Below are 23,747 nucleotides of genomic sequence, written 5' to 3' on the forward strand. Positions count from 1 at the left end.
AAACAGGATCGTGCCCGATGTTAACCGCCTGACACACAAGGTGCCAGTCAGTTAAGACTGCTTAAGCAGCTACCACAACAACGCGTACGGTTGCTTCAACTTCGGCGTGCAAGTGCACAGCCACGTCGAATTCGCCAACGTTGCGGATAGTGCCGTTCGGCAGACGAACTTCGCTTTTTGCAACTTCAACGCCAGAGGCGGTCAGTGCATCAGCGATGTCGTGGGTGCCGATCGAACCGAACAGCTTGCCTTCGTCGCCAGCGGTGGCAGTGATAGTCACTTCCAGCTCAGCCAGTTGGGCAGCGCGTGTTTCAGCCGAAGCTTTTTTGTCTGCTGCTGCTTGTTCCAGCTCAGCACGACGCTCTTCAAACGCAGCCAGGTTGGCAGCGGTTGCAGCGGTAGCTTTGCCGTACGGCAGCAGGTAGTTACGACCGTAACCGGCCTTAACATTTACTTTGTCGCCCAGGTTGCCCAGGTTCGCGACTTTTTCCAGAAGGATCAGTTGCATGTGAAAATCCTCTTAACTTTTAACCTTCACCGTCCGCAGAGTCTTTACCAGCGTCTTTCGGCGCCAGACGTCCGCGAAAATCAATCAGGCTGTCGACAATGGCCAGGACCACGAGTAACGGATAGATCAGCTGCATAAACAGCAACAGCGTGACGTACAACCCCACCAGCCAAAACTTGGCCAGTCGCTTTTGCGCCACCAGCCCGTGTATCAGGGCCAGCCCGGCGAAGAACAACGCTACGCTGCACAACGGCGTGAGCATGGCCATTTGAGGACCGAAATTCGGTCCTACAAGCATGCACGCCAGCAACAGTAACGCTGGACCCAGCGGTAGGCGGATGCTGCGAAATTCGCTGGCAAAACCGCCCGGGTTGTACAACAACGCCTGCCAATAACGCCCGATAATCAGGCTAAGCACGCTGACGACCTGCATCAAAGCTGCAATCAAACCGGTGAGAACAGGGGCAATCAATGCTCCTAGGCGCGCTCGCTCTACGTCAGACAACTTGTCGTAGAGACCATTGAGGACCTGCGGCAGAAGTTTTTCCAACTCCTGCGCCATCGCACCAATGGGTTCGCGGAAAACCGTACCCAGGATCACGCCATACACTACACCCAACGCCACGCTGACCAGCAGCACGCGATGCCAGGGCTGACCGGCGCGTAACATCATCGCCAATCCCAGAGATCCCAACAGCACCATCATGGTGCGAGGTTCTCCGATAAACCACCAGACCAAGGCCGGTAGTAGAGCCCACGTGAGGATGCTCAAGGCATCTCTCGGACCGCGCCGCAGGAGCACAAGGCAACCTGCAGCAGCACTCAACCAGAACAAAAACGGCAATGCCGCACATCCGGCCACGATTAACGCGGCCTGCACACGGCCTCGCATGATGAACTCAGCTAAGGCGCGCATGCTTTCAATCCTTTACTACTTGTCGACTGCCCGGTCTCAGCGGCCGTGGCTGTCGGTGTAGGCCAGCAGGGCCAGGAAGCGGGCGCGCTTGATAGCGGTGGCCAGCTGACGCTGATAACGAGCTTTAGTACCGGTGATGCGGCTTGGAACAATTTTGCCGGTCTCGGATACGTAAGCTTTCAGAGTGTTGAGATCCTTGTAATCGATCTCTTTCACTTCTTCTGCGGTGAAGCGGCAGAATTTACGACGACGGAAGAAACGTGCCATGTAATTGGCTCCTCAAAAGGTCCGTGGATTACTCGTCAGCGTTATCGCTGGCGTCGCTGTTATCGCTGTCATCGCCATCGGCGCTGTCAGAATGCTCAGGACGGTCACGACGCTCACGGCGCTCACTGCGGTTCTCTTCAGCCTTGAGCATCTCGGACTGGCCAGTTACGGCTTCGTCGCGACGGATGACCAGGTTACGGATCACAGCATCGTTGTAACGGAAGTTGTCTTCCAGCTCAGCCAGGGCTTTGCCAGTGCACTCAACGTTCAGCATCACGTAGTGAGCCTTGTGAACATTGTTGATTGCGTAGGCCAGTTGACGACGGCCCCAATCTTCCAGACGGTGGATTTTGCCGCCGTCTTCTTCGATCAGCTTGGTGTAACGCTCTACCATGCCGCCGACTTGTTCGCTTTGATCCGGGTGGACCAAAAAGATGATTTCGTAATGACGCATGAATGCTCCTTACGGGTTGTAGCCTGCCGCTAACTAAAAAGCGGTCAGACAAGGAGTGAATGACACTTGTGTGTCTTGCCTAGAGAGGCACATATGCGCCCGCCATGACGGCAAGGGGCGCAATTGTAGAGAAGGGGCAAGAGAGGTGCAAGGCAATTGGTGATTATTTGAACAATCTTTAATCACCGCAAACCTGTAGTCGCTGCTGAAGGGTGCGAGAGGGACCGCAGAGCCATCAAAAGAACGGATTGCTTCACAATCCTTCGCAGCCTGCGGCAGCGACTACAAGTATTGCTATTTCTTCTTTGAAGAAGTCTTGGCCTTGACGCTGCGCTGGCGCAGCGCTTCAAACAGGCAGACGCCCGTTGCGACCGATACGTTCAGACTGCTGACGCTACCGGCCATCGGCAGACGCACCAGATAATCGCAATGCTCACGAGTCAGGCGGCGCATGCCTTTGCCTTCAGCACCCATGATCAGGATGGTCGGGCCGGTCATGTCTTGGTCATAGAGTTCCTGCTCGGCTTCGCCGGCAGTGCCCACGATCCACAGTCCGCGCTGCTGAAGCTTTTTCAGCGTGGCAGCGAGGTTAGTAACTGCAACCAACGGAATCACTTCCGCAGCGCCGCAGGCTACTTTTCGTACAGTCGGAGTCAGGGTTGCAGACTTGTCTTTAGGCACGATAACGGCCAAAGCACCCGCCGCATCCGCCGTGCGCAAGCAAGCGCCCAGGTTGTGCGGATCGGTCACGCCGTCCAGAACCAGAATCAGCGGAGCACCTTCGGTACGGTCCAGCAACTCGTTGAGCATGGCCTCGCCCCACACCTGACTCGGGCTCACTTCAGCCACGACGCCCTGGTGTACGCCTTCAACCCAAACGTCCATCTCGCGACGTTCAGCGTTACCGACATCAATCCGGTTTTCGGCAGCCAGCGCAATCAGGGTCTGAACGCGAGGATCGCTGCGGCTTTCAGCCAACCATACTTGCTTGACGCGTTTTGGATGGTGACGAAGCAACGCTTCTACAGCGTGAATACCGTAGATTTTTTCCAACTGACTCATGACTTGGCCTTAGGTTTGCGCGCTCCGCCACTTTTGGCAGCAGGAGCGGTGCCCGATTTTGGCGGGCCTTTACGATGTTTGCTCGGCTTGGAAGGCTTGCCTGCATCTTTGGCAGGCGCCCCCCTACCCGACTTTCCCGGCTCTGATGTCCGACCGCCGCTTTTCGCGTCGGCCAGAAGCGCCTGCTTCAACTCACGACTTTTGCGCAGCTCGGCATTTTTTGCCGCAGCATCGCTCGGACGATACGTATCGTCGGTTTTCTTGGCAGCCTTGGGCGCGCTGCGACGAGCGGCCGGGGCCGGCTCGACAGGTTTTTCCGTAGCCTTGGTGCCCGATTTACCGGCATTTTTGGCAGCAGGTGCGTCAGTACCGCGATTTTTGCGGCCAATTGGCGCGCTGAGGGTTTTCTCAGCCATCTCAAAGTCGATTTTGCGTTCGTCGAGATCGACGCGCATCACTCGCACTTCAACGGTATCGCCCAAACGGAAGCTGCGACCGGTGCGCTCGCCCGCCAGGCGGTGATGCACAGGATCGAAGTGGTAGTAATCGCCCGGCAAGGCGGTCACATGGACCAGACCTTCAACATAAATGTCGGTCAGCTCGACGAACAGGCCAAAACCCGTTACCGCAGTAACTACGCCAGGGAAAGACTCGCCGACGCGATCCTTCATGAACTCGCACTTCAACCAGTTGGTCACGTCACGCGTGGCTTCATCGGCACGACGCTCGCTCATCGAACACTGCTCGCCGAGCTGCTCAAGAATCGCTTCGTCGTACGGATAAATGCGTGCTTTCGGAATCGTCATCGCACCGGCACGGCGAACGTGCGGGGTATCCATTTTGGAATGGATGACGCTGCGAATTGCCCGGTGGGTTAGCAGGTCCGGGTAGCGACGAATCGGCGAGGTGAAGTGGGTATAGGCTTCATAGTTCAGGCCGAAGTGGCCCTGGTTATCAGCGCTGTACACCGCCTGACTCAACGAACGCAGCATCACGGTCTGGATCAGATGGAAATCCGGACGATCCTTGATGCTCGCCAGCAACGCCTGGTAATCCTTCGGCGACGGACCATCCTTACCCTTGTGCAGGCTCAGACCCAACTCACCAAGGAAGGCACGCAGCTTTTCCAGACGCTCAGGTGGAGGACCATCGTGAACGCGATACAGGGCCGGAATTTCGTGCTTCTTGAGGAATTCAGCAGTGGCCACGTTGGCAGCCAGCATGCATTCTTCGATCAGTTTGTGCGCATCGTTACGCGTGGTTGGGCGAATTTCGGCAATTTTGCGCTCGGAACCGAAGATGATTCGGGTTTCCTGCGTTTCAAAATCAATTGCGCCGCGCACATGACGAGCAGCCAGCAGCACCTTGTACAACGAGTAAAGTTGCTTGAGGTGCGGCACTACATCAGCGTATTCGCTGCGCAGTTGCTTGGCTTCGCTGGTTTTCGGCTGCTCCAGGATAGTGCTGACCTTGTTGTAGGTCAGACGTGCCTGGGAGTGAATCACCGCCTCATAGAACTTGTAGTCGGTCATTTCGCCGGACTTGGAGATGGTCATCTCGCAAACCATGGCCAAACGGTCGACTTTCGGGTTCAGGGAGCACAGACCGTTGGATAACTGCTCAGGCAGCATCGGGATCACGCGCTCAGGGAAATACACCGAGTTACCACGTACCTGAGACTCGGCATCCAGCGCCGAACCAATTTTCACGTAGCTGGAGACGTCGGCAATTGCCACGTACAACGTCCAGCCACCCGAGAACAGACGCAGCTTGCCCGGCTTGGCTTCGCAGTAAACCGCGTCATCGAAATCGCGCGCATCTTCGCCGTCAATGGTGACGAATGGCAGATGGCGCAGGTCGATGCGCTTCTCTTTGTCTTTTTCTTCAACTTCAGGCTTGAGCTTGGCGGCTTCTTTAAGCACTGCCTCAGGCCAGACGTGAGGAATATCGTAGGTGCGCAGGGCAATGTCGATTTCCATGCCGGGCGCCATATAGTTGCCCACCACTTCAAGCACATCGCCTTGAGGCTGGAAGCGCGGCGTCGGCCAGTGAGTAATCTTCACTTCGACAAACTGGCCAACCTTGGCGCCGGCGTTACGACCCGGAGTAACCAGCACTTCTTGCTGGATCTTCGGATTGTCGGCAACCACAAAGCCAATGCCGCCTTCTTCGAAGTAACGCCCTACGATGGTTTCGTGAGCTCGCGAAACCACTTCAACGATCACGCCTTCACGGCGACCACGGCGATCCAGCCCGGAAACACGAGCCAGCGCACGATCACCATCGAACACCAGACGCATTTGCGACGGGCTCATGAACAGGTCGTCGCTTCCATCATCAGGGACCAGGAAACCGAAGCCGTCGCGATGACCGCTGATGCGGCCGAGAATCAGGTCGAGCTTGTCCACCGGCGCATAAGTACCACGGCGGGTATAAATGAGCTGGGCATCACGCTCCATCGCACGCAGGCGACGACGCAAGGCCTCGATTTGGTCTTCTGTAGTCAGACCGAACTCTTCTACCAACTGCTCGCGAGCAGCCGGCGAACCACGCTCGGCCAGATGCTGAAGGATCAGCTCGCGGCTAGGGATAGGGTTTTCGTATTTTTCCGCTTCACGTGCGGCCTCGGGATCGAGGGTCTGCCAATCGGCCATTAGATAGTTTTCACCTTGTCTATATGCGGGTTAGTTTGGCATACGCGTATTGAAACGGGAAATTTCGGACTCATACAGAGCCGTAATAGCCCGTTCTGACGCACATTGCGGTCGCGTACTCGCCGTTCGCGAAATATTTTCACTATTTTTATGCACAACGCTTTACAGGTCAAAGGGTCGTCCGTATAGTGCGCGCCATCGACAACGGCAACGACGTTGAAGATGATGCCCAGATGGTGAAATTGGTAGACACGCCAGCTTCAGGTGCTGGTGACCGCAAGGTCGTGGAAGTTCGAGTCTTCTTCTGGGCACCAATTTAGAGACGCAGATTAGTACAATCTGCAGACTCACACAAAAACCCGCGAAAGCGGGTTTTTGCATTCTAAGCCGCTGATTTATTAAAACTAAAACAGGGGTTTACAGAATCAAAAGCCCTCCGTATAGTGCGCCACATCAACAGCGGCAACGTTGCTGATACTGCCCAGATGGTGAAATTGGTAGACACGCCAGCTTCAGGTGCTGGTGACCGCAAGGTCGTGGAAGTTCGAGTCTTCTTCTGGGCACCAATTCAAGTTTGAAATGTTTTCACTGAAAACATTTCAAATCTCACAAAAACCCGCGAAAGCGGGTTTTTGCGTTTCCGTGGCTGGCAATCGCCCAAGCCCAAGCTTTCTATCCCCCCCCTCCTGCGACTATCGCCCCATCCTTGTGGCGCACTTGAGAAGCAATATCGTTTATTATTGTTACAAGTTTTGTAGTACCCAAGCGAGGAACCCAGCGAATGATGCTCCGAAATACCCAGCTTGCAACATTTCTACTGCGTAGTTTGTCCATCGCAACTCTTGGCCTGACCCTGATCACTCCCGCCGCTCAGGCTGCCGATCCTGTAACCCTGACCCTGTATAACGGCCAGCACAAAGAAGTCGGCGACAATCTCGCCGCAGCCTTTGAAGCCAAGACCGGCATTCACGTCGACGTACGCAAAGGCAGCAGCAACCAACTCGCCAGCCAGATCGTCGAAGAAGGCGACCGCTCGCCTGCCGACGTGTTCTATGCCGAAGAATCGCCGCCGCTCAACAGCCTTGGCGAACAGGGCTTTCTGGCCAAGGCCGACGACAGCACCCTGCAAGCGCTACCCAAGGAATATGTGGCCGCCAATGGCACCTGGATCGGCGTGACTGCGCGCACCCGCGTCGTGGCGTTCAACCCTGACAAGATCAAGGAAGAAGAGCTGCCCAAGTCAGTTCTGGATTTCGCAGGCCCCGAATGGCAAGGCAAAGTAGGTTTCGTACCTACCAGCGGTGCATTCCAGGAACAGGCCGTGGCCATTATCAAACTGCATGGCCGTGAAGCTGCCGAGGAGTGGCTGACCGGGCTACGCGCCTTTGGCAAGACCTACACCAACAACATGGTTGCGCTAAAAGCCGTCGAAAATGGCGAAGTGGCCGCCGTACTGGTCAACAATTACTACTGGTTCGCCCTGCAGCGCGAGAAAGGCAAGCTGAACTCAAAGCTGTACTACTTCACCGATGGCGATGCGGGCGGTCTGATTACCGTATCCAGCGCCGGCGTATTGAAGGCCAGCAAACATCCTAAAGAAGCCCAGCAACTTCTGGCTTACATGGCCAGCGAAGAAGGTCAGCGAGTGATCACCAACACCACTGCTGAATACCCGATGCGCAAAGGCATGGTCTCGGAACGCGGCCTCAAGCCATTTGATGAGCTACAACCGCCAAAAATCACTCCGGCCGACCTTGGCAACGCTGATGAAGCGCTGGAGCTTGAACAAGATGTAGGCTTGCTCTGATGCTGTCTGCCGCCCAACCTGCTGGCTTCACCGTGAAACGTAAAAGGCCTTCGGTCTGGCTGTTGTTGCCCGTGCTGTTGCTGGTAGGCCTGAGCCTGTTGCCGTTGCTGTATGTCGGCACCAAGGCATGGCAGGCCGGGTGGGCACAAGCGGCGCACTTGTTGTGGCGGCCTTTTGTATTTGACCTGATGCGCAACACGCTGCTGCTGATGGTGGGCGTGACCGTAACCTGCGCGCTGGTCGGCTTGTCGCTGGCCTGGCTGCTTGAGCGCAGTAACTTGCCGGGGCGACGCCTGTGGGGCGTGATCCTGTGCCTGCCGTTTGCCGTTCCGGCATTCGTCAGCAGCTTCACCTGGGTGTCCCTCAGCTCCAGCTTTGAGGGCCTGGGCGGCGCCATTCTGGTGATGAGCCTGTCCAAATACCCACTGATCTTCCTGCCTGTCGCGGCCACTTTGCGCAATCTCGACCCGGCACTTGAAGAGTCGGCCCGCACCCTGGGCCAGAATCGCCTGGGGGTGTTTTTCAGGATCACCCTGCCGCTGCTCTGGCCTTCGTTGCTGGCAGGCTCGTTATTGATTGCCCTGCATATGCTGGTGGAGTTCGGCGCGCTGTCGATCATCGGCCTGCAGACCTTCACTACTGCGATCTATCAGCAATTCGAGCTGTCGTTCAGCAACGCCAATGCAGCCATGCTTTCGGCAGTGCTGCTGGTGATGTGCCTTAGCCTGCTGTGGCTGGAGCTGAAAGTGCGCGGTAAAGGCCGGCACATTCGAATCGGCCAGGGCGCAGCACGGCGCGCCGAGCAAGTGCGACTGGGCAAATGGTCATTTTTTGGCCAGCTGTATTGCCTGGTACTGGCAATCATTGGCAGCGGGGTCCCGCTGGGCATGCTGGTGTATTGGCTGGTCAAGGGCAGCTCCGCAGCGTTCCCGATGGCAGCCATTGGCGAGGCGCTGCTCTCGTCCCTGTCACTGGCGCTGGGCGGCGCTGCCCTGTGCCTGGTGCTGGCAGTCCCCGTAGGCTTGCTGGTGGTGCGGTATAAAGGCCGGCTGGCCATCTGGGCCGAGCGTCTGCCATACCTGCTGCATGCATTACCCGGACTGGTGATTGCCCTGGCGCTGGTGTACTTCTCGCTGCATTACGTGCCAGCGCTGTACCAGACCTCCGCCCTGCTGCTGATTGCCTATGCCTTGCTGTTTTTGCCACTGGCGCAGGCGCCGATTCGCACGGCGCTGAACAAGGCCGCTCCGCAGCTTGAAGAGGCGGCACGCACCCTGGGCGCATCGTCGTTTTCGGCGTTTTGCCGGGTGACATTACCAATCATTTTCCCGGCACTGGGGGCGGCTTTCGCCTTGGTGTTCCTGGACGCCATGAAAGAACTGACCGCCACACTGCTTTTGAGTCCGACCGGTCTTAATACATTGGCAACACAGGTTTGGTCCCACACCTCCAACATCGAGTTTGCGGCGGCGGCCCCCTATGCGGCGCTGTTGATCCTGGTATCGGGGCTGCCGGTTTACCTGCTGACCACCAAGATGTATCTGAGCCGCTAGCAATCTGGAGACGTAGGAGCGAGCTTGCTAGCGAGCTCTTTGGTGGTTGAAAAGCTCGCGAGCAAGCTCGCTCCTACAGGTTGCTCGCGGTTTATGCCCTGAACTGCCCCAGGCTCGCTTTTAGCTGCGCCGCCAACCCGTCAAGTATCTGGCCGCTGGCGGTCGTTTCGTTGACCGCACGAGCTGCACGCTCAGCCTGGGCATGAATCACTTCAACCCGCCCACGCACCGCATGCGCGCCCTGGGCCTGATGCGCAGCAGCTTTAGTGGCATCCCCAATCGCGGCGTGCACCTGCTCAACCGAAGCCTGTACGGTTTTCTGCAACTGAACGCTGCCTCGCAGCACTGCCAACCCCTCATTGGCCTGGCGCCCGGCCAGAGCAATCGCCGCTACTGCCTCCTTGGCCCCCTGCTGCAAGGCTACGATGTGAGCCTGGATATCGCCGGTAGAGCTCTGCGTCTTGCTGGCCAGCGCCCGCACCTCATCTGCCACCACAGCAAAACCGCGCCCTGTCTCCCCTGCCCGTGCAGCCTCTATCGCCGCATTAAGGGCCAGAAGATTGGTTTGCTCGGCGATGCCGTGAATGACCGTCAGTACCACTTCAATTTGCTCACTTTGCTGGGCCAGACGCTCAATGACCTTGGCTCCAGCCCCAACCTGCCCGGCCAGCGCTTCGATCAGGCCGCCGACTTGTGCAGAGGTGCGGGTATTTTCATCAGTGGCCTGACGAATATCCTGCACCTGCTTGAGCGCTGCCTGCATCGCCTGACTTTCCGACTGCGCCGCGTCGGCCATGGTCGACAGCGCCTCCAGGCTCTGGGCCACTTCATCACGCTGCAACTGGGCCGCAGCATTGGCCCCTGCATTACGCTCTGTCATAGCACCAATCTCGACCCCGGTACGCTGCGCCACATCACCTGCCTCACGCACAATGGGCTGCAACTTGTCGATAAAACGGTTCACCGCCCCCGCCATATCGCCAATCTCATCCTTACTGTCCAGGCCCACACGCTTGGTCAGATCACCCTCGCCTGCAGCCAGATCGTTCAACGCGGCAATCATCAGCAGCAATTTGTTGACCACCCGCCGCCCCAGCACCACAGCCAGCAACAGCAAAACACCCAGTCCCACAGTCGCCAGCCCCATGCCAATGCGCCAGCGCAAGGTGTCAGCCGCATCGCGAACGGTCACCGCGGTATTGGCCTGCATCTGCGCCGCTGCAGCCTGGGCTGATTCCAGACGCGCGCCCAGTGCTGCCGAGCTGTCTTTTGCCGCGCCCTGCAGGCTTTCATCCACCAAATGCTCACTGCTGACGATCAGTTGCGCAAAACGCTTATCAAGGGCCGCCAGATCCTTCTCGACCGAGGCCGTGGAAACGCCCATTAACACCTTGCCAATCTCAACGCCATTGGGGCTGATGGAGGCTTCGAGGTAATAAACCGCCGGGTCGTGCCGCGCCGCATCCAGAACTTTATCCAGGGCTCGCTCGCCCTTACCCTTCTCCAAAAGAGCTTTGTTGATCGAATTTTCACGATTGAGGTAACGCGTCAGATGCTGTCCGGCAACGTCGTCATACACCACGAACAGCACGTTGGGATTGCGCTGGGCACGACGGGCGAAATCGGACAATGTGGGCGCATCATTGTCCCAGATGGCCCGTGGCGCTACAGCCGCCAGCAGTTGCGCCATATCATTGGCCGAATCCATCAGATTCTTTTCCAGTGCATTGCGCAGCTGCATTTGCTCTTCTTTCAAGCGCGGCGCCAGTCCGGCCGTCAGGCGTTCGCGAGTGCTGGCAGACAACCCTTCAAGACTGCTCTTGACCTCACGCCCGGCCTGCTCCAGCTCGCCCGTGAGCTTTTGACTGTCCGCCCCCAGGCGCACATCCAGATCAGACTCAAGGGCCGTCACTGTGCTCCGCGTCAGTGCAACAGCCACCAGCACCTGCACCAAGAGAGCGATACCTAGGGTAACGAATACAGGCCGCAATAGACGACTTCGTAACAGTGAGAGCACGGCAGACACAGAAAACCCCTCCACAGCGGTGCCACTATATTGATGGCACCTTAATGGCTATTTCACAGCAAGGGTCGTGCCGCACGACAGGCAGAAACAACAAAGGGCCCCGAGGGGCCCTTTGTTTACATCAAAACGTCTTAAGCGAACGGGTGACGCAGAACGATAGTCTCGTTGCGGTCCGGGCCAGTCGAGATGATGTCGATCGGAGCACCGATCAGCTCTTCTACGCGCTTGATGTAAGCACGCGCAGCAGCAGGCAGCTCTTCCAGGGTTTTGGCACCCACGGTCGATTCTGTCCAGCCCGGTACAGCTTCGTAAACCGGCTGCAGGCCTTCGTAGCTGTCAGCATCGGTCGGCGCGTCCACCAGGACGTTACCGTTTGCATCTTTGTAGCCGACACAAATATTGATGGTTTCCAGACCGTCGAGTACGTCCAGCTTGGTCAGGCAGATGCCCGAGATGCTGTTCACATCGATAGCGCGACGCAGGATAACGGCGTCGAACCAGCCGCAACGACGGGCACGGCCGGTGGTTGCACCGAACTCGTGACCCTGTTTGGCCAGGTGAGCGCCCACTTCGTCGAACAGCTCAGTCGGGAATGGACCCGAACCCACGCGAGTGGTGTAAGCCTTGGTGATGCCCAGGATGTAATCCAGGAACATCGGACCAACGCCCGAACCGGTGGCAACACCGCCAGCGGTAGTGTTGGAGCTGGTCACGTACGGGTAGGTACCGTGGTCGATGTCCAGCAACGAACCCTGGGCGCCTTCGAACATGATGTCTTTGCCAGCGCGGCGCAGACCGTGCAGCTCGGCAGTCACGTCCAGCATCAGCGGCTTGAGCAGCTCGGCGTATTCCTTGCACTCGGCCAGCGTCTTGTCGAAGTCGATGGCGGCTTCTTTGTAGTAACCCACCAGCATGAAGTTGTGGTATTCCACCAATTCACGCAGCTTGGCTTCAAAGCGCGGCATGTTGAGCAGATCGCCAACACGCAGGCCACGACGAGCAACCTTGTCTTCATATGCCGGGCCAATGCCGCGACCGGTAGTACCGATCTTCAGCTCGCCACGGGCCTTTTCACGAGCCTGATCCAGCGCTACGTGGAAGGACAGGATCAGCGGGCAAGACGGGCTGATACGCAGGCGCTCGCGCACCGGTACGCCTTTCTCTTCCAGCTTGATGATTTCACGCAACAGGGCGTCGGGAGCAACCACCACGCCGTTGCCGATCAGGCACTGCACGCCTTCGCGCAATACGCCCGACGGGATCAGGTGCAGAACGGTTTTTTCACCGTCGATTACCAAGGTGTGGCCAGCGTTGTGGCCACCCTGGTAGCGCACTACAGCGGCAGCATGTTCGGTCAGCAGATCAACGATCTTGCCTTTGCCCTCATCACCCCATTGGGTGCCCAGGACTACGACATTCTTACCCATAACACTTGTCCTCTTCGCGCAAACTTGGTGCCGGCAGCCGCCGGCAGGAAAACTCAAGAAGCCAGCGGCACTACTTGCCACAAGCCATTCTGCTGAATCAATTGGCGGTCGCAGTCCGCATCACTGGCGGCGATCCGTGACTGGCCAGGCAATGCCTGAACCACACGCTGACCTTCACTGCGAAGCTGGCAAACCTGCTGCCAGAGTGTCGCATCTGTACTGTCGGGCATCCAGATACCGCCACACGGTAGCTCGACTTCAGCACGCCCCAGGGTCACCAGGGTTTTCAAATCAGTCGAAAAACCGGTCGCCGGACGGGCACGCCCGAAAACAGCACCAATATCGTCATAACGACCGCCCTGAGCGATGGAATCCCCAACGCCCGGAACAAAGACCGCAAACACCACACCTGTGTGGTAGTGATACCCACGCAACTCACCCAGGTCAAAATACAGCGGCAACTGCGGGAAACGCACAGACAACCGCTCGGCAATCGCCAGCAAATCGTCCAGAGCAGCCAGAACCGGGGCCGGAGCCTGGGCCAGGCGCTCACGCGCAGCAACCAGCACGTCGCGGCCACCACACAAACCAACCAATGCCTGCAGCATGCCTGCCAAATCAGCCGGCAAACCTTCGGTCAAGGCCGTTACTTCGTCGATCGCCTTGCGTTGCAGAGCGTCGAACAATTGTTGTTCCACTTCAACCGACAGGTTGGCCGCACGGGCCAAACCACGGTAGATACCAACGTGACCCAGGTCCATGTGGACATCCGGCACGTCGGCCAATTGCAGCATGGCCAGCATCAGGCTGATGACTTCCACGTCGCTGCTCGGGCTGGCATCGCCATACAACTCGGCACCCAGCTGGATCGGGCTGCGCGAGGATGACAACCCGCGCGGCTGAGCATGCAGCACGCTGCCGGCGTAGCACAGACGGCTCGGGCCTTCACGGCGCAAGGTATGCGCGTCAATGCGCGCCACTTGTGGCGTGATGTCGGCACGAAAACCCATCTGGCGACCCGTTTGCGGGTCAATAACCTTAAAGGTCCGCAAGTCGAGATCCTGGCCTGCCCCTGTCAGCAAGGACTCCAGGTATTCGATATGCGGGGTGACAACGAACTCATAGCCCCAGCTCTGGAACAGATCCAACACCTGACGGCGCGCCACTTCAATGCGGGCTGCCTCAGGTGGAAGTACTTCTTCGATGCCATCTGGCAGAAGCCAGCGGTCTACCGTTGCCATTACGCCATTCCCCTGTGATCCGGGCGGCCAGCCAGCAGGCGAGCCTTGAGTAAAGCAGAACGTGGCTGCGTCTTGAACGCGCACAGCAAAAAAGCCCAAAGCGACAGGCTCGCACATTCCTCGAAAAATCTGCCGACGTGTAACAGCCAGTCGGTCAATCAAACATGCAGACGCAAAAAAGCCGGGAATTTCCCGGCTGCCGCATCATACACACGTTTTCTAAAAGGATCACCCCGCCAGGCAATTTGCCCGCCGGGCGGAGTGAATACATGCGCCAGATATTCATATGTATGAGCGAGCAAACCCGCTCATACAGTGACTAACTGGCGACGCGCCCTTTACTGCTGTGCCGGCTTGGATTTTTCCAGGTAGCGGAAGAAATCGCTGCTTGGGTCCAGAACCAGTACGTCGCTCTTGTTCGCAAAACTTTCGCGGTAAGCGCGCAGGCTGCGATAGAACTTGTAGAACTCCTGATCCTGGCCATAAGCCTTGGAGTAGATCGCGGAAGCCTGGGCATCACCATCACCGCGAGCCTCTTCGGACTGACGATACGCCTCAGCCAACAGCACGCGGGCTTGACGATCAGCGTCAGCACGAATGCCTTCTGCCAGCTCGTTACCCTTGGCGCGGTGCTCACGGGCTTCACGCTCACGCTCACTGCTCATCCGTTCGAAAACGCTGCGGTTTACTTCCTTCGGCAGGTCGATGGCCTTGACCCGGACATCAACAACTTCGATGCCCAGCTCTTTTTCAGCCATTTTGTTCAGCGACGCAGTCAGGTCAGCCATCAGCGCGTCGCGCTCACCGGACACAACCTCATGCAGCGTGCGCTTGCCGAACTGGTCGCGCAGACCCGACTCGAGACGACGCGACAAGCGCTCGTCAGCAACTTGCTTAAGACCGGAGGTCGCAGCATAGAAGCGACCGGCATCTTTCACGCGCCACTTGGCGAAGGCATCAACCATTACCGCTTTCTTTTCCAGCGTCAGAAAACGCTGAGTCGGCGCATCCAGCGTCATCAGGCGACCGTCGAACTTGCGCACCTGGTTGACGTAAGGAATCTTCACATGCAGACCCGGCGGAACATCGTCCTGCACCACACGACCAAAGCGCAGCATCACTGCACGTTCGGTTTGCGAAACGATGTAGAAGCTGTTCCAGGCAACAATCGCCACGACAACGGCAACAATAAGGGCGATCAGCGATTTATTGCTCATCAGCGACTCTCCCTGGTACGCGGTGGTGTCGGCATATCCGAGTTGGCATGGGATGCCGAATCGTTATTGCCCGCCGCAGCTGCCGAGCCCGTTGCCGGGGTGCTGCCATTACGGCCTTCAATCATTTTGTCCAATGGCAAGTACAGCAAGTTGCTCTGGCCGTTTTTGTTGCCGGTCACGAGTACTTTGCTGGTATTGCTGAAGACTTCCTGCATGGTGTCCAGGTACAGACGGTCACGCGTCACATCCGGAGCCTTGCGATACTCGCTCACCAGTTTGGTAAAGCGGTCTGCCTCACCCTTGGCGCGAGAAATCACTTCATCACGATAGCCATTGGCGTTTTCGATGATGCGCTGGGCCTGACCGCGCGCTTCCGGCACCACGCCATTGGCGTAGCTTTCTGCCTGGTTGCGGGCACGCTGCTCGTCTTCACGAGCGCGGATCACGTCATCAAAGGCTTCTTGTACTTCACGCGGTGCTGCTGCGTTCTGTACGTTCACCTGAGTCACTGTGATACCGGTCTTGTAGGTATCAAGGAATCGCTGCAAGCGCTCCTTGATGTCCACAGCCATCTGCTCACGGCCTTCGGTCAATACCTGATCCATCGCAGTGGAACCCACTACGTGACGCAACGCACTGTCGGTGGCCTGTTGCAGGCTGACTTCCGGCTGATCAACGTTCAGCACGAAGTCGCGCAGGTTGCTGATCTTGTACTGCACGGTCAGCGGCACTTCGACGATGTTTTCGTCTTCAGTGAGCATCTGCCCCTGCTTGGTGTACGCACGCTCACGCGTCACGTTTTCCAGGTACTTTTTATCGAACGGCGGGAAGTAAATGTTCAGACCCGGCCCTACGGTGTCGTAGTACTTGCCCAGGCGCAGCACCACGGCTTGCTCCTGTTCGTCGACCACGTAAACCGCGCTGTACAGCCAGGCTGCAGCCAGCACGACAAGACCAATGCCCAGCAGGCCAAAACCAGCACCTTTGCCGCCATTTGATCCGCCGTCGCCGCTACCACGTTTTTTCCCACCACCGAACAACCCATTCAGGCTTTCCTGCAGCTTTCGGAAGGCCTCGTCGAGATCTGGTGGTCCCTTGCGGCCGCCGTTATTCGGGCGTTTGCCACCCCAAGGATCTTGATTATTCGAGTTGCCACCCGGCTCATTCCAAGCCATAGCGCTCTCCATCTGATAAAGCAAAGACGCGCCCACGGCGCGCCGACCAATGCTACAGAATGCCTACCATAGCGGCACAGCCGCTTTGTGAGGCTTTTATTGCAAAGTGTGTTGTTCGATAAATTCCAGCGGCTGCATCCCTTCGCGGCTGACCAAGCGATTGAGCTCGGATCGCGGCAGGCGTACGTCCAGCAGACTGGCACCCTCATCGTCGTGCTCTTCTTTTTGTACTACCCCCAGTTCAAAGAACTGGGCACGCAGTCGAGCAAAACGTTGCGGCAAGCGCAAGGTACCCACAAACAAATCATTGCCCAGCAACTCGGCGATGGCTTGTTCAAGCAACTCCAGTCCGACACCGTCACGCGCCGACAACCAGACCCGCTGCGGTTTGCCATCGGCATCCCGCTGGATCTGCGGCTCGACACCTTCAAGCAAATCGATTTTGTTGTAGACCTCGAGGATCGGCAAGTCCTGGGCTCCAATCTCGCCCAGCACCACCATCACCTGCTCGATCTGCGCCATGCGCTCAGGTTCGTGCGCATCGATCACGTGCAGCAGCAAATCGGAATTGCTCGACTCTTCGAGCGTAGACCGGAAAGCCTCAACAAGCTTGTGTGGAAGGTGACGAATAAAGCCCACTGTGTCAGCCAGAACAATCGGCCCCAGGTCGGCCAGTTCAAGACGGCGCAAGGTAGGGTCAAGTGTGGCAAACAACTGGTCGGCGGCAAACACGTCAGAGCCGGTAACCGCATTGAACAGTGTGGATTTACCGGCGTTGGTATAACCCACCAGCGACACCGTAGGAATGTCGGCGCGTTGGCGCCCTCTACGGGACTGCTCGCGTTGACTGCGGACTTTTTTCAGGCGGGCCTTGATCTGGCTGATGCGTACGCGCAACAGACGACGGTCTGTTTCGAGCTGGGTTTCACCCGGCCCGCGCATACCAATACCCCCACCTTGACGCTCAAGGTGAGTCCAGCCGCGCACAAGGCGCGTGCTCATGTGATCAAGCTGGGCCAGTTCGACCTGCAGCTTGCCTTCATGGGTACGGGCGCGTTGAGCGAAGATGTCGAGAATCAACCCGGTACGGTCAAGTACGCGACACTCGAATACACGTTCGAGGTTACGCTCCTGACTCGGGGTGAGGACGTGATTGAAAATCACGATGTCGACCTTCTCGGCCTTGACCAGGTCGCGTAACTCCTCGACCTTGCCACTGCCAATCAGGTACTTGGCCGATGGCCGATGACGCGGCACGTTAAAAAACGCGACCGTCTCGGCGCCGGCCGATACAGCTAACTCCTGGAACTCCTGCGGATCTTCGCGCGCCTCAGGGTCCTGTCCTTCCAAGTGAACGAGGATCGCTCGCTCACCACCACCGTGGCGCTCAAAGAACAAAGCAGACTCCTATCAGGCGTTACCTGGTTCAGCGTCTGCCAGTTCCGATTCAGCTGCGCTTGGCAGACGAATAGGACGTACTGGTACGACTGTCGAGATAGCGTGCTTGTAAACCATTTGGCTGACGGTGTTTTTCAGCAGAATCACGAACTGGTCGAAAGACTCGATAGTCCCCTGCAGCTTGATCCCGTTGACCAGATAGATGGAAACGCCAACCTTCTCTTTACGCAAAGTATTCAAGTAAGGGTCTTGTAGCGAATGCCCTTTTGACATATGCCGCACTCCTGTAAGGATAAAAATAGAAACAAAAATTAGATGGCTGATGACGCCATACCCATAGGATAGACGGCATTTCCTGAGACTCAGCTCAATATGGAGACCGATTCCAGGTATTTCAAGGCTCGTGGCAGATTGTCGCAGTCAAGACTGTCCAGCCAATGCAGATCATTCCAGCTGCGTAACCAGGTGAACTGACGCTTGGCCAACTGGCGCGTGGCAATTATGCCGCGCTCCTGCATCTCGGCCGCTGTCAGCTTGCCGTCAAGGTAATCCCAGACTTGCCGGTAACCCACTGCACGTATAGACGGCAACCCTGCATGCAGGTCACTTCTATTACGCAGGGCTAGGACCTCATCAATGAACCCCTGTTCCAGCATCTGCCCGAATCTTTGTGCAATTCGCTCATGCAGCACCTGACGATTAGCCGGAGCAATGGCCAGGTTCGCGACAGTATAGGGCAATTGACTGCAGCCAGAAGCCGCTGCTTTAGTAGATTCTTCAGATTGTTTCTGGCGGTGGTCCGTCATGCTCATGCCGCTGACCCGATAAACCTCTAAGGCACGGGTCAGACGCTGCGGATCGTTGGGATGAATGCGTGCCGCCGACGCTGGATCGATGGCTGCCAACTGGTCGTGCAACGCTTGCCAGCCGAGGCGCAATGCCTCTTCCTCGAGTTGCGCACGCACTTGCGGGTCGGCCGCAGGCATGTCTGCCAGACCCTCACTAAGCGCTTTGTAATAGAGCATGGTGCCGCCCACCAACAGCGGGATATTGCCGCGAGCGGTGATTTCAGCCATGGCTGTGAGCGCATCACGACGAAAATCAGCCGCCGAATAGCTTTCAGCCGGGTCGAGAATATCGATCAGCCGGTGCGGATGCGCGGCCAGGATTTCTTTCGAGGGTTTGGCCGTGCCGATATCCATACCGCGATAGACCAGTGCCGAGTCGACACTGACCAGCTCGCAGGGCAGCACCTTGCTCAGCTCGATCGCCAGGTCGGTTTTGCCCGCGGCAGTCGGCCCCATCAAAAAGATGGCCGGAGGTAAAGCGTTGGAACCTGTCATCAGCGACCGCGCAAAAAGAGTTTGTCCAAGTCGTCCAGACCCATTTGGGTCCAGGTCGGACGACCATGATTGCACTGACCGCTGCGCTCGGTATTTTCCATGTCACGCAACAAGCCGTTCATTTCCGGCAAGGCCAGGCGCCGATTGGCGCGAATCGCGCCGTGGCAGGCCATGGTGCCGAGCAATTCATTGAGATGTGCCTGAATCCGGTCACTGGTACCGTACTCCATCAGATCGGCCAATACGTCGTGCACCAGACGCTGTGCTTCAGCCTGCTTGAGCAAGGCCGGAATCTGGCGGATGGCCAATGTTTCCGGCCCCAGGCGCTGCAACTCGAAGCCAAGACGCTGGAACCACTCGGCGTGCTCTTCGGCGCAATCGGCTTCCCGCTGACTGACTGCAATCGACTCCGGCACCAGCAGCGGCTGACCGCTCAGCCCTTCACTGGCCATAGCGACCTTCAAGCGCTCATACATGATCCGCTCGTGGGCCGCATGCATGTCCACCAGCACCAGCCCCTGGGCGTTTTCCGCGAGGATATAAATGCCCTTGAGCTGCGCCAGCGCATAGCCCAGCGGCGGAATATCGCCCTGCCCTTCAGGCATCGGCGAGGCGCCGGCCTCAGGCAATGGTGCGAAAAATTCCCGGTAGGCGTTGCGCGCCTCCGCGGCCGGAACAGACGGCGTCGCCGATGGCGGGCGATAGAACGATTGATAGCCCGCCCCGGCACCAGAACCCGGCACATGGGCCGAAGGTGCAGCCTGGGGCGGCTCGAGCAGATTCGCCGCCAGGCGCATTTCACCTTGCGGGCCAAACTCACCCGCATCGATCCCGGTAGGCCGTTCGGCACCCGGTACCGGCGCAGGGGCCGCCAGTTGATCTTCCGGTCGCACATCGCCCAGGGCGCGGTGCAACGTGCCGTACAAGAAGTCATGCACCATGCGCCCGTCACGGAAACGCACTTCGTGCTTGGTCGGGTGCACGTTGACGTCTACCACCGCCGGGTCGACCTCAAAAAACAGCACGAAGGTCGGATGACGGCCGTTGAACAGCACATCGCGGTAAGCCTGACGCACCGCGTGCGCCACCAATTTGTCGCGCACTGCACGGCCATTCACATAGAAGTACTGCAAGTCGGCCTGGCTGCGCGAAAAGGTCGGCAAGCCCACCCAGCCCCACAAATGCAGGCCGTTGCGCTCGATTTCGATCGGCAGCGCCTGCTCCAGGAAGGCTGCACCGCACACTGCCGCCACACGCCTGGCGCGGGCAGTATCGTCGTGGGCTTCGTGCAGATTGAGGATGGTTTTACCGTTGTGCCGCAGATTGAACGCCACATCAAAACGCGCCAGCGCCAAACGCTTGATGACTTCTTGCAGGTGATCGAATTCGGTTTTTTCAGTCTTGAGAAACTTGCGCCGCGCAGGCGTGTTGAAAAACAGGTCCCGTACTTCAACCGAGGTACCGACCGGATGGGCAGCCGGCTGGACCCGGGGCGCCATGTCGCGCCCCTCGGTCTCAACCTGCCACGCCTGATCAGCGCCGCGGGTGCGCGATGTCAGGGTCAGCCTTGCCACCGAACTGATGGAGGCCAGCGCCTCGCCTCGAAAACCCAGGCTCATCACCCGTTCAAGGTCTTCCAGGTCGCGGATCTTGCTGGTGGCGTGACGCGCCAGGGCCAGCGGCAAGTCATCGCTGGAAATCCCGCTGCCATCGTCGCGCACCCGCAGCAGCTTGATGCCGGCCTGCTCCACATCCACGTCGATTCGTTTGGCACCCGAGTCGAGGCTGTTTTCCAGCAGTTCCTTAATCACCGACGCCGGGCGCTCAACCACCTCGCCAGCCGCAATCTGGTTAGCCAGGCGCGGGCTGAGCAGCTCGATACGCGCACTACTGTTCAACACCCCGTCACTCATTGCTTGGACACCAGTTCGGTGGCGGGGATGTTCAGGTTCTGGCCAACTCGCAACTCATCGGTTTTCAAGTTGTTGCTCGACCGCAGCGTCGCAACCCCCACCTGATAACGCACAGCAATCATCGCCAGGGTTTCGCCAGGACGAACCGTGTGTTCGCGTGCACCCTGGGCGATTTTGCCGGTATCACGCAGCCAGGCAATGTAAGTGCCCGGTGGCGGGTTTTGCTGGAAGAATTGACGTACACCACTGCTGATCGAACGTGCCAGCGCCTGCTGGTGGCTGGAGGAAGCCAATTTATTGGCTTCGTTGGCGTTCGAGATAAAGCCGGTTTCGACGAGAATCGATGGAATGTCCGGCGACTTGAGCACCATAAACCCGGCCTGTTCTACACGCTGCTTGTGCAGCGGTGTCACTCGGCCGATGTTGCTCAATACTTTTTGCCCCACGTTCAGGCTGGACGTGAGCGAAGCAGTCATCGACAGATCAAGCAACACACCTGCCAGCATCCGGTCCTTGTCATCCAGGCTCACGTTTCCGGCACCACCGATCAAGTCAGAGCGGTTTTCGCTGTCTGCCAGCCAACGGGCTGTTTCGGACGTTGCGCCGCGCTCGGACAAGGCGAAGACCGATGCACCAAAGGCTGCCTTGGAAGGCGCAGCATCGGCGTGGATCGACACAAACAGGTCGGCGCCCTTCTTGCGGGCAATTTCGGTGCGTCCGCGTAACGGAATAAAGTAGTCGCCGGTACGGGTGAGCTCGGCTTTAAAGCCTTTCATGCCGTTGATCTGGCGCTGCAGCTCTTTGGCAATCGCCAGTACCACGTGCTTCTCGTGCTGACCGCCAGCACCCGAAGCGCCCGGGTCTTCGCCGCCATGTCCGGCGTCAATCACCACCACTACGTTACGTTTGCCACTGGGCACGGGAGGCAGATTGACCTCTGGTTGCGCAGGGGTCACCGGTACCACCGGAACCGTCGCCACATTGGTCGCCGGCAAACTCGGGCTCAGGTCAGCCCCCTGGTCATACAGGTCGACCACCAGACGGTTGCCGTATTGCGCATTAGGTGGCAGAACGAAGCTTTTGGGGGTCACGGCCCTTTTCAGGTCGATCACCACCCGCAAATCGGTAGGCGTGCGTTGCGCCGAGCGCATGCTGGTGATTGGCGTGTTGGCCGTAGCCACATTCAAAGGCCCGCCAAGGGTCGCGCCATTGATATCAATCACCAGGCGATCCGGTGCTGTTAGCGTAAATACGCTGTGTTGCACCGGGCCTGTGAGGTCAAACACCAGCCGAGTGTTGTCCGGGGCACGCCATAAACGAACGCTTTTTACCTGAGTCGCGGCCACGGCATTCACGGCCATGACACTGAGCAACAGACCAACGACACTCACTAACGCGCGAAAGCGCATACCAAACCCCATCATTATTTGTATTCCGGTGCCAAGGCGGCACACCAAGACTCGCCACGTGAACCTTGGGGCGTCAACTTCAGCAAACGCCCGGTGTTATGCGGGCTAATGGTAATGGTCAGGTCAGGCTTTGGCAAAAAGCCTGCACCTTTATCGGGCCACTCGATCAAGCATAGGGCGTCTTCGTCGAAATAATCGCGAATCCCCATATATTCCAGCTCTTCAGGGTCGACCAGGCGATACAGATCAAAGTGAAAAGCGCGTATATCGCCAATTTCGTAAGGCTCAACCAGGGTAAAGGTCGGACTTTTGACCGAGCCAGTGTGCCCCAGGCCGCGAATCAAACCCCGTGACAGGGTGGTTTTACCCATCCCCAGGTCGCCATCGAGAAAGATCAGACCGTGACCCTGGGTAACGGTCGCCAAGCGTGCGCCAAACGCGGTCATGGCCTCTTCATCAGCCAGATGCAGTGTTATCTCGTGCACGGTGCGTATTCCTCCAACAACTGACGAATGGCTGGTATCAAATCACTGGCCGCCAGCCCACGGCCCGATATTCCTTGTTGTTCACCGGCGCGGGCATGCAGCCACACCGCCAGACATGCCGCCTCAAATGCAGTCATGCCCTGAGCCAGCAAGGCGCCGATCACGCCAGCCAGAACGTCGCCCAGACCTGCCGTCGCCATTGCCGGATGGCCATGATTGCACACGGCCAGCTCATCATTCAGGCCTGCGATCAAAGTGCCTGCACCTTTAAGAACGCACACTACTGAGTATTTTTTAACCAGCGCCCGGACAGCAGCAGGGCGGTCGGCCTGGACTTGTGCAGTACTGATCCCCAGCAACCGCGAGGCTTCACCGGGATGCGGAGTGATAACCGAACCTGAGGCCAGTTTAAAGTCAGCGTTGGACAACAGATTCAGCGCATCGGCATCCCAGACTTGAGGCATTTTTGCCTGAGCCGCCGCCGATAACAAACTGCGGCCCCATGGCGCCTGCCCCAACCCTGGCCCCACCACCAAAACCGAGGCCTGGGCCAACACACCCATCAGCTGATTGGCCGATGACACACCCAGGGTCATCACCTCCGGCAGGCGCACCAGAGCGCCAGGCACATGTTCAGGCCGGGTAGCCAGCGACACCAACCCCGCACCGCAGCGCAATGCCGCCTGCGCACTAAGGGTAATCGACCCGCCAAACCCCCGGTCTCCGCCAATCAGCAGCACATGCCCGAACTGGCCTTTATGGGCATCCGGCGCTCGCGCAGGCAGCCGCGACAGGTTATCGGCGAGTAGGGGTTCAGGGCTGGCAAACAGGCGCTTGGTCTGTGGCATGGGTATCGGGCTCCGATGTCTGGCAGAATTATACGCATCTCAGC

General features: G+C 58.1%; 19 protein-coding genes, 2 tRNA genes and 2 pseudogenes. 4 read left to right on the top strand and 19 right to left on the bottom strand.

The genetic code is table 11. From position 1 onward, the window contains the following. Positions 1 to 61: 61 nt before the first annotated feature. The 6 genes from rplI to rnr form a co-directional block, all read right to left on the bottom strand. Positions 62 to 508 carry a 50S ribosomal protein L9 gene (gene rplI / locus AOC04_RS18025; protein ID WP_003439047.1) on the bottom strand — a complete coding sequence of 149 codons (447 nt, stop codon included), beginning with the start codon at positions 506 to 508 and terminating at the stop codon, positions 62 to 64. Between the two features lie 19 nt (positions 509 to 527). Next, on the bottom strand, positions 528 to 1,424 hold the full coding sequence (locus AOC04_RS18030) for a YybS family protein (protein ID WP_060695753.1): 897 nt from the start codon (positions 1,422 to 1,424) through the stop codon (positions 528 to 530). Between the two features lie 36 nt (positions 1,425 to 1,460). Then, positions 1,461 to 1,691 (bottom strand): 30S ribosomal protein S18, encoded by a 231-nt coding sequence (rpsR, locus tag AOC04_RS18035; RefSeq protein WP_003171373.1) that lies wholly within the window; start codon positions 1,689 to 1,691, stop codon positions 1,461 to 1,463. Positions 1,692 to 1,719: 28 nt separating this feature from the next. Next, positions 1,720 to 2,145, bottom strand: a complete 426-nt coding sequence (gene rpsF, locus AOC04_RS18040; RefSeq protein WP_003439045.1) for a 30S ribosomal protein S6 — start codon at positions 2,143 to 2,145, stop codon at positions 1,720 to 1,722. 294 nt (positions 2,146 to 2,439) lie between these two features. Then, a complete protein-coding gene (gene rlmB / locus AOC04_RS18045; RefSeq protein ID WP_060695754.1) occupies positions 2,440 to 3,207 on the bottom strand; it encodes a 23S rRNA (guanosine(2251)-2'-O)-methyltransferase RlmB in 768 nt (255 codons plus the stop codon). Beyond that, positions 3,204 to 5,861, bottom strand: a complete 2,658-nt coding sequence (rnr, locus tag AOC04_RS18050) for a ribonuclease R (RefSeq protein WP_060695757.1) — start codon at positions 5,859 to 5,861, stop codon at positions 3,204 to 3,206. Before rnr ends, rlmB begins: the two co-directional genes overlap by 4 nt. A 227-nt stretch (positions 5,862 to 6,088) precedes the next feature. Here rnr and AOC04_RS18055 point away from each other — a divergent pair. The 4 genes from AOC04_RS18055 (at position 6,089) to AOC04_RS18070 (ending at position 9,221) form a co-directional block, all read left to right on the top strand. Next, a tRNA-Leu gene (locus AOC04_RS18055) sits at positions 6,089 to 6,175 on the top strand. Positions 6,176 to 6,340: 165 nt separating this feature from the next. After that, positions 6,341 to 6,427: transfer RNA gene (locus AOC04_RS18060), tRNA-Leu, on the top strand. 215 nt (positions 6,428 to 6,642) lie between these two features. After that, a complete protein-coding gene (locus AOC04_RS18065) occupies positions 6,643 to 7,668 on the top strand; it encodes an iron ABC transporter substrate-binding protein (protein WP_060695758.1) in 1,026 nt (341 codons plus the stop codon). After that, positions 7,668 to 9,221 carry an ABC transporter permease gene (locus tag AOC04_RS18070; protein ID WP_060695760.1) on the top strand — a complete coding sequence of 518 codons (1,554 nt, stop codon included), beginning with the start codon at positions 7,668 to 7,670 and terminating at the stop codon, positions 9,219 to 9,221. Before AOC04_RS18065 ends, AOC04_RS18070 begins: the two co-directional genes overlap by 1 nt. A gap of 91 nt (positions 9,222 to 9,312) precedes the next feature. Here the strand turns inward: AOC04_RS18070 and AOC04_RS24525 are convergent. The 13 genes and pseudogenes from AOC04_RS24525 to AOC04_RS18130 all read right to left on the bottom strand — a co-directional run. Continuing rightward, positions 9,313 to 9,807 (bottom strand): annotated as a pseudogene (locus AOC04_RS24525) (methyl-accepting chemotaxis protein); the annotation flags it as partial. Between the two features lie 411 nt (positions 9,808 to 10,218). Further along, positions 10,219 to 10,962: pseudogene (locus tag AOC04_RS24530) on the bottom strand (methyl-accepting chemotaxis protein); the annotation flags it as partial. Positions 10,963 to 11,378: 416 nt separating this feature from the next. Then, positions 11,379 to 12,674 (bottom strand): adenylosuccinate synthase, encoded by a 1,296-nt coding sequence (locus tag AOC04_RS18080; RefSeq protein ID WP_003439037.1) that lies wholly within the window; start codon positions 12,672 to 12,674, stop codon positions 11,379 to 11,381. Between the two features lie 53 nt (positions 12,675 to 12,727). Then, complete coding sequence (locus tag AOC04_RS18085; protein ID WP_060695764.1) at positions 12,728 to 13,915, bottom strand: ATP phosphoribosyltransferase regulatory subunit; 1,188 nt, start codon at positions 13,913 to 13,915, stop codon at positions 12,728 to 12,730. 338 nt (positions 13,916 to 14,253) lie between these two features. Beyond that, the gene (gene hflC, locus AOC04_RS18090) at positions 14,254 to 15,132 is read right to left on the bottom strand and encodes a protease modulator HflC (protein WP_003439032.1); all 879 of its coding nucleotides are present in this window, start codon (positions 15,130 to 15,132) and stop codon (positions 14,254 to 14,256) included. After that, on the bottom strand, positions 15,132 to 16,307 hold the full coding sequence (gene hflK / locus AOC04_RS18095; RefSeq protein ID WP_060695766.1) for an FtsH protease activity modulator HflK: 1,176 nt from the start codon (positions 16,305 to 16,307) through the stop codon (positions 15,132 to 15,134). Before hflK ends, hflC begins: the two co-directional genes overlap by 1 nt. A 96-nt stretch (positions 16,308 to 16,403) precedes the next feature. Then, entirely contained in the window at positions 16,404 to 17,705 is a 1,302-nt protein-coding gene (hflX, locus tag AOC04_RS18100) for a ribosome rescue GTPase HflX (RefSeq protein WP_060695768.1), read from the bottom strand. 12 nt (positions 17,706 to 17,717) lie between these two features. Then, entirely contained in the window at positions 17,718 to 17,978 is a 261-nt protein-coding gene (hfq, locus tag AOC04_RS18105; protein ID WP_003439025.1) for an RNA chaperone Hfq, read from the bottom strand. Positions 17,979 to 18,067: 89 nt separating this feature from the next. Continuing rightward, a complete protein-coding gene (miaA, locus tag AOC04_RS18110) occupies positions 18,068 to 19,048 on the bottom strand; it encodes a tRNA (adenosine(37)-N6)-dimethylallyltransferase MiaA (RefSeq protein WP_060695770.1) in 981 nt (326 codons plus the stop codon). Beyond that, entirely contained in the window at positions 19,048 to 20,961 is a 1,914-nt protein-coding gene (gene mutL / locus AOC04_RS18115) for a DNA mismatch repair endonuclease MutL (protein WP_060695772.1), read from the bottom strand. Before mutL ends, miaA begins: the two co-directional genes overlap by 1 nt. Beyond that, positions 20,958 to 22,382: an N-acetylmuramoyl-L-alanine amidase gene (locus AOC04_RS18120; RefSeq protein WP_205891810.1), complete on the bottom strand. Its 1,425-nt coding sequence runs from the start codon at positions 22,380 to 22,382 to the stop codon at positions 20,958 to 20,960. The genes mutL and AOC04_RS18120 overlap by 4 nt, the downstream gene beginning before the upstream one ends. Positions 22,383 to 22,384: 2 nt before the next feature. Continuing rightward, on the bottom strand, positions 22,385 to 22,855 hold the full coding sequence (gene tsaE / locus AOC04_RS18125) for a tRNA (adenosine(37)-N6)-threonylcarbamoyltransferase complex ATPase subunit type 1 TsaE (RefSeq protein WP_060695774.1): 471 nt from the start codon (positions 22,853 to 22,855) through the stop codon (positions 22,385 to 22,387). Further along, the gene (locus tag AOC04_RS18130) at positions 22,843 to 23,703 is read right to left on the bottom strand and encodes an NAD(P)H-hydrate dehydratase (protein WP_060695776.1); all 861 of its coding nucleotides are present in this window, start codon (positions 23,701 to 23,703) and stop codon (positions 22,843 to 22,845) included. Before AOC04_RS18130 ends, tsaE begins: the two co-directional genes overlap by 13 nt. Positions 23,704 to 23,747 lie beyond the last annotated feature (44 nt).

Origin of the sequence: Pseudomonas versuta (assembly GCF_001294575.1) — a bacterium.
In the GTDB taxonomy this organism is placed as follows: domain Bacteria; phylum Pseudomonadota; class Gammaproteobacteria; order Pseudomonadales; family Pseudomonadaceae; genus Aquipseudomonas; species Aquipseudomonas versuta.

What these genes read in the sequence shown, in the direction of transcription:
- rplI (WP_003439047.1), bottom strand. Translation starts at nt 508, where the DNA reads ATGCAACTGATCCTTCTGGAAAAAGTCGCGAACCTGGGCAACCTGGGC.
- AOC04_RS18030 (WP_060695753.1), bottom strand. Translation starts at nt 1,424, where the DNA reads ATGCGCGCCTTAGCTGAGTTCATCATGCGAGGCCGTGTGCAGGCCGCG.
- rpsR (WP_003171373.1), bottom strand. Translation starts at nt 1,691, where the DNA reads ATGGCACGTTTCTTCCGTCGTCGTAAATTCTGCCGCTTCACCGCAGAA.
- rpsF (WP_003439045.1), bottom strand. Translation starts at nt 2,145, where the DNA reads ATGCGTCATTACGAAATCATCTTTTTGGTCCACCCGGATCAAAGCGAA.
- rlmB (WP_060695754.1), bottom strand. Translation starts at nt 3,207, where the DNA reads ATGAGTCAGTTGGAAAAAATCTACGGTATTCACGCTGTAGAAGCGTTG.
- rnr (WP_060695757.1), bottom strand. Translation starts at nt 5,861, where the DNA reads ATGGCCGATTGGCAGACCCTCGATCCCGAGGCCGCACGTGAAGCGGAA.
- AOC04_RS18065 (WP_060695758.1), top strand. Translation starts at nt 6,643, where the DNA reads ATGATGCTCCGAAATACCCAGCTTGCAACATTTCTACTGCGTAGTTTG.
- AOC04_RS18070 (WP_060695760.1), top strand. Translation starts at nt 7,668, where the DNA reads ATGCTGTCTGCCGCCCAACCTGCTGGCTTCACCGTGAAACGTAAAAGG.
- AOC04_RS18080 (WP_003439037.1), bottom strand. Translation starts at nt 12,674, where the DNA reads ATGGGTAAGAATGTCGTAGTCCTGGGCACCCAATGGGGTGATGAGGGC.
- AOC04_RS18085 (WP_060695764.1), bottom strand. Translation starts at nt 13,915, where the DNA reads ATGGCAACGGTAGACCGCTGGCTTCTGCCAGATGGCATCGAAGAAGTA.
- hflC (WP_003439032.1), bottom strand. Translation starts at nt 15,132, where the DNA reads ATGAGCAATAAATCGCTGATCGCCCTTATTGTTGCCGTTGTCGTGGCG.
- hflK (WP_060695766.1), bottom strand. Translation starts at nt 16,307, where the DNA reads ATGGCTTGGAATGAGCCGGGTGGCAACTCGAATAATCAAGATCCTTGG.
- hfq (WP_003439025.1), bottom strand. Translation starts at nt 17,978, where the DNA reads ATGTCAAAAGGGCATTCGCTACAAGACCCTTACTTGAATACTTTGCGT.
- miaA (WP_060695770.1), bottom strand. Translation starts at nt 19,048, where the DNA reads ATGACAGGTTCCAACGCTTTACCTCCGGCCATCTTTTTGATGGGGCCG.
- mutL (WP_060695772.1), bottom strand. Translation starts at nt 20,961, where the DNA reads ATGAGTGACGGGGTGTTGAACAGTAGTGCGCGTATCGAGCTGCTCAGC.
- AOC04_RS18120 (WP_205891810.1), bottom strand. Translation starts at nt 22,382, where the DNA reads ATGGGGTTTGGTATGCGCTTTCGCGCGTTAGTGAGTGTCGTTGGTCTG.
- AOC04_RS18130 (WP_060695776.1), bottom strand. Translation starts at nt 23,703, where the DNA reads ATGCCACAGACCAAGCGCCTGTTTGCCAGCCCTGAACCCCTACTCGCC.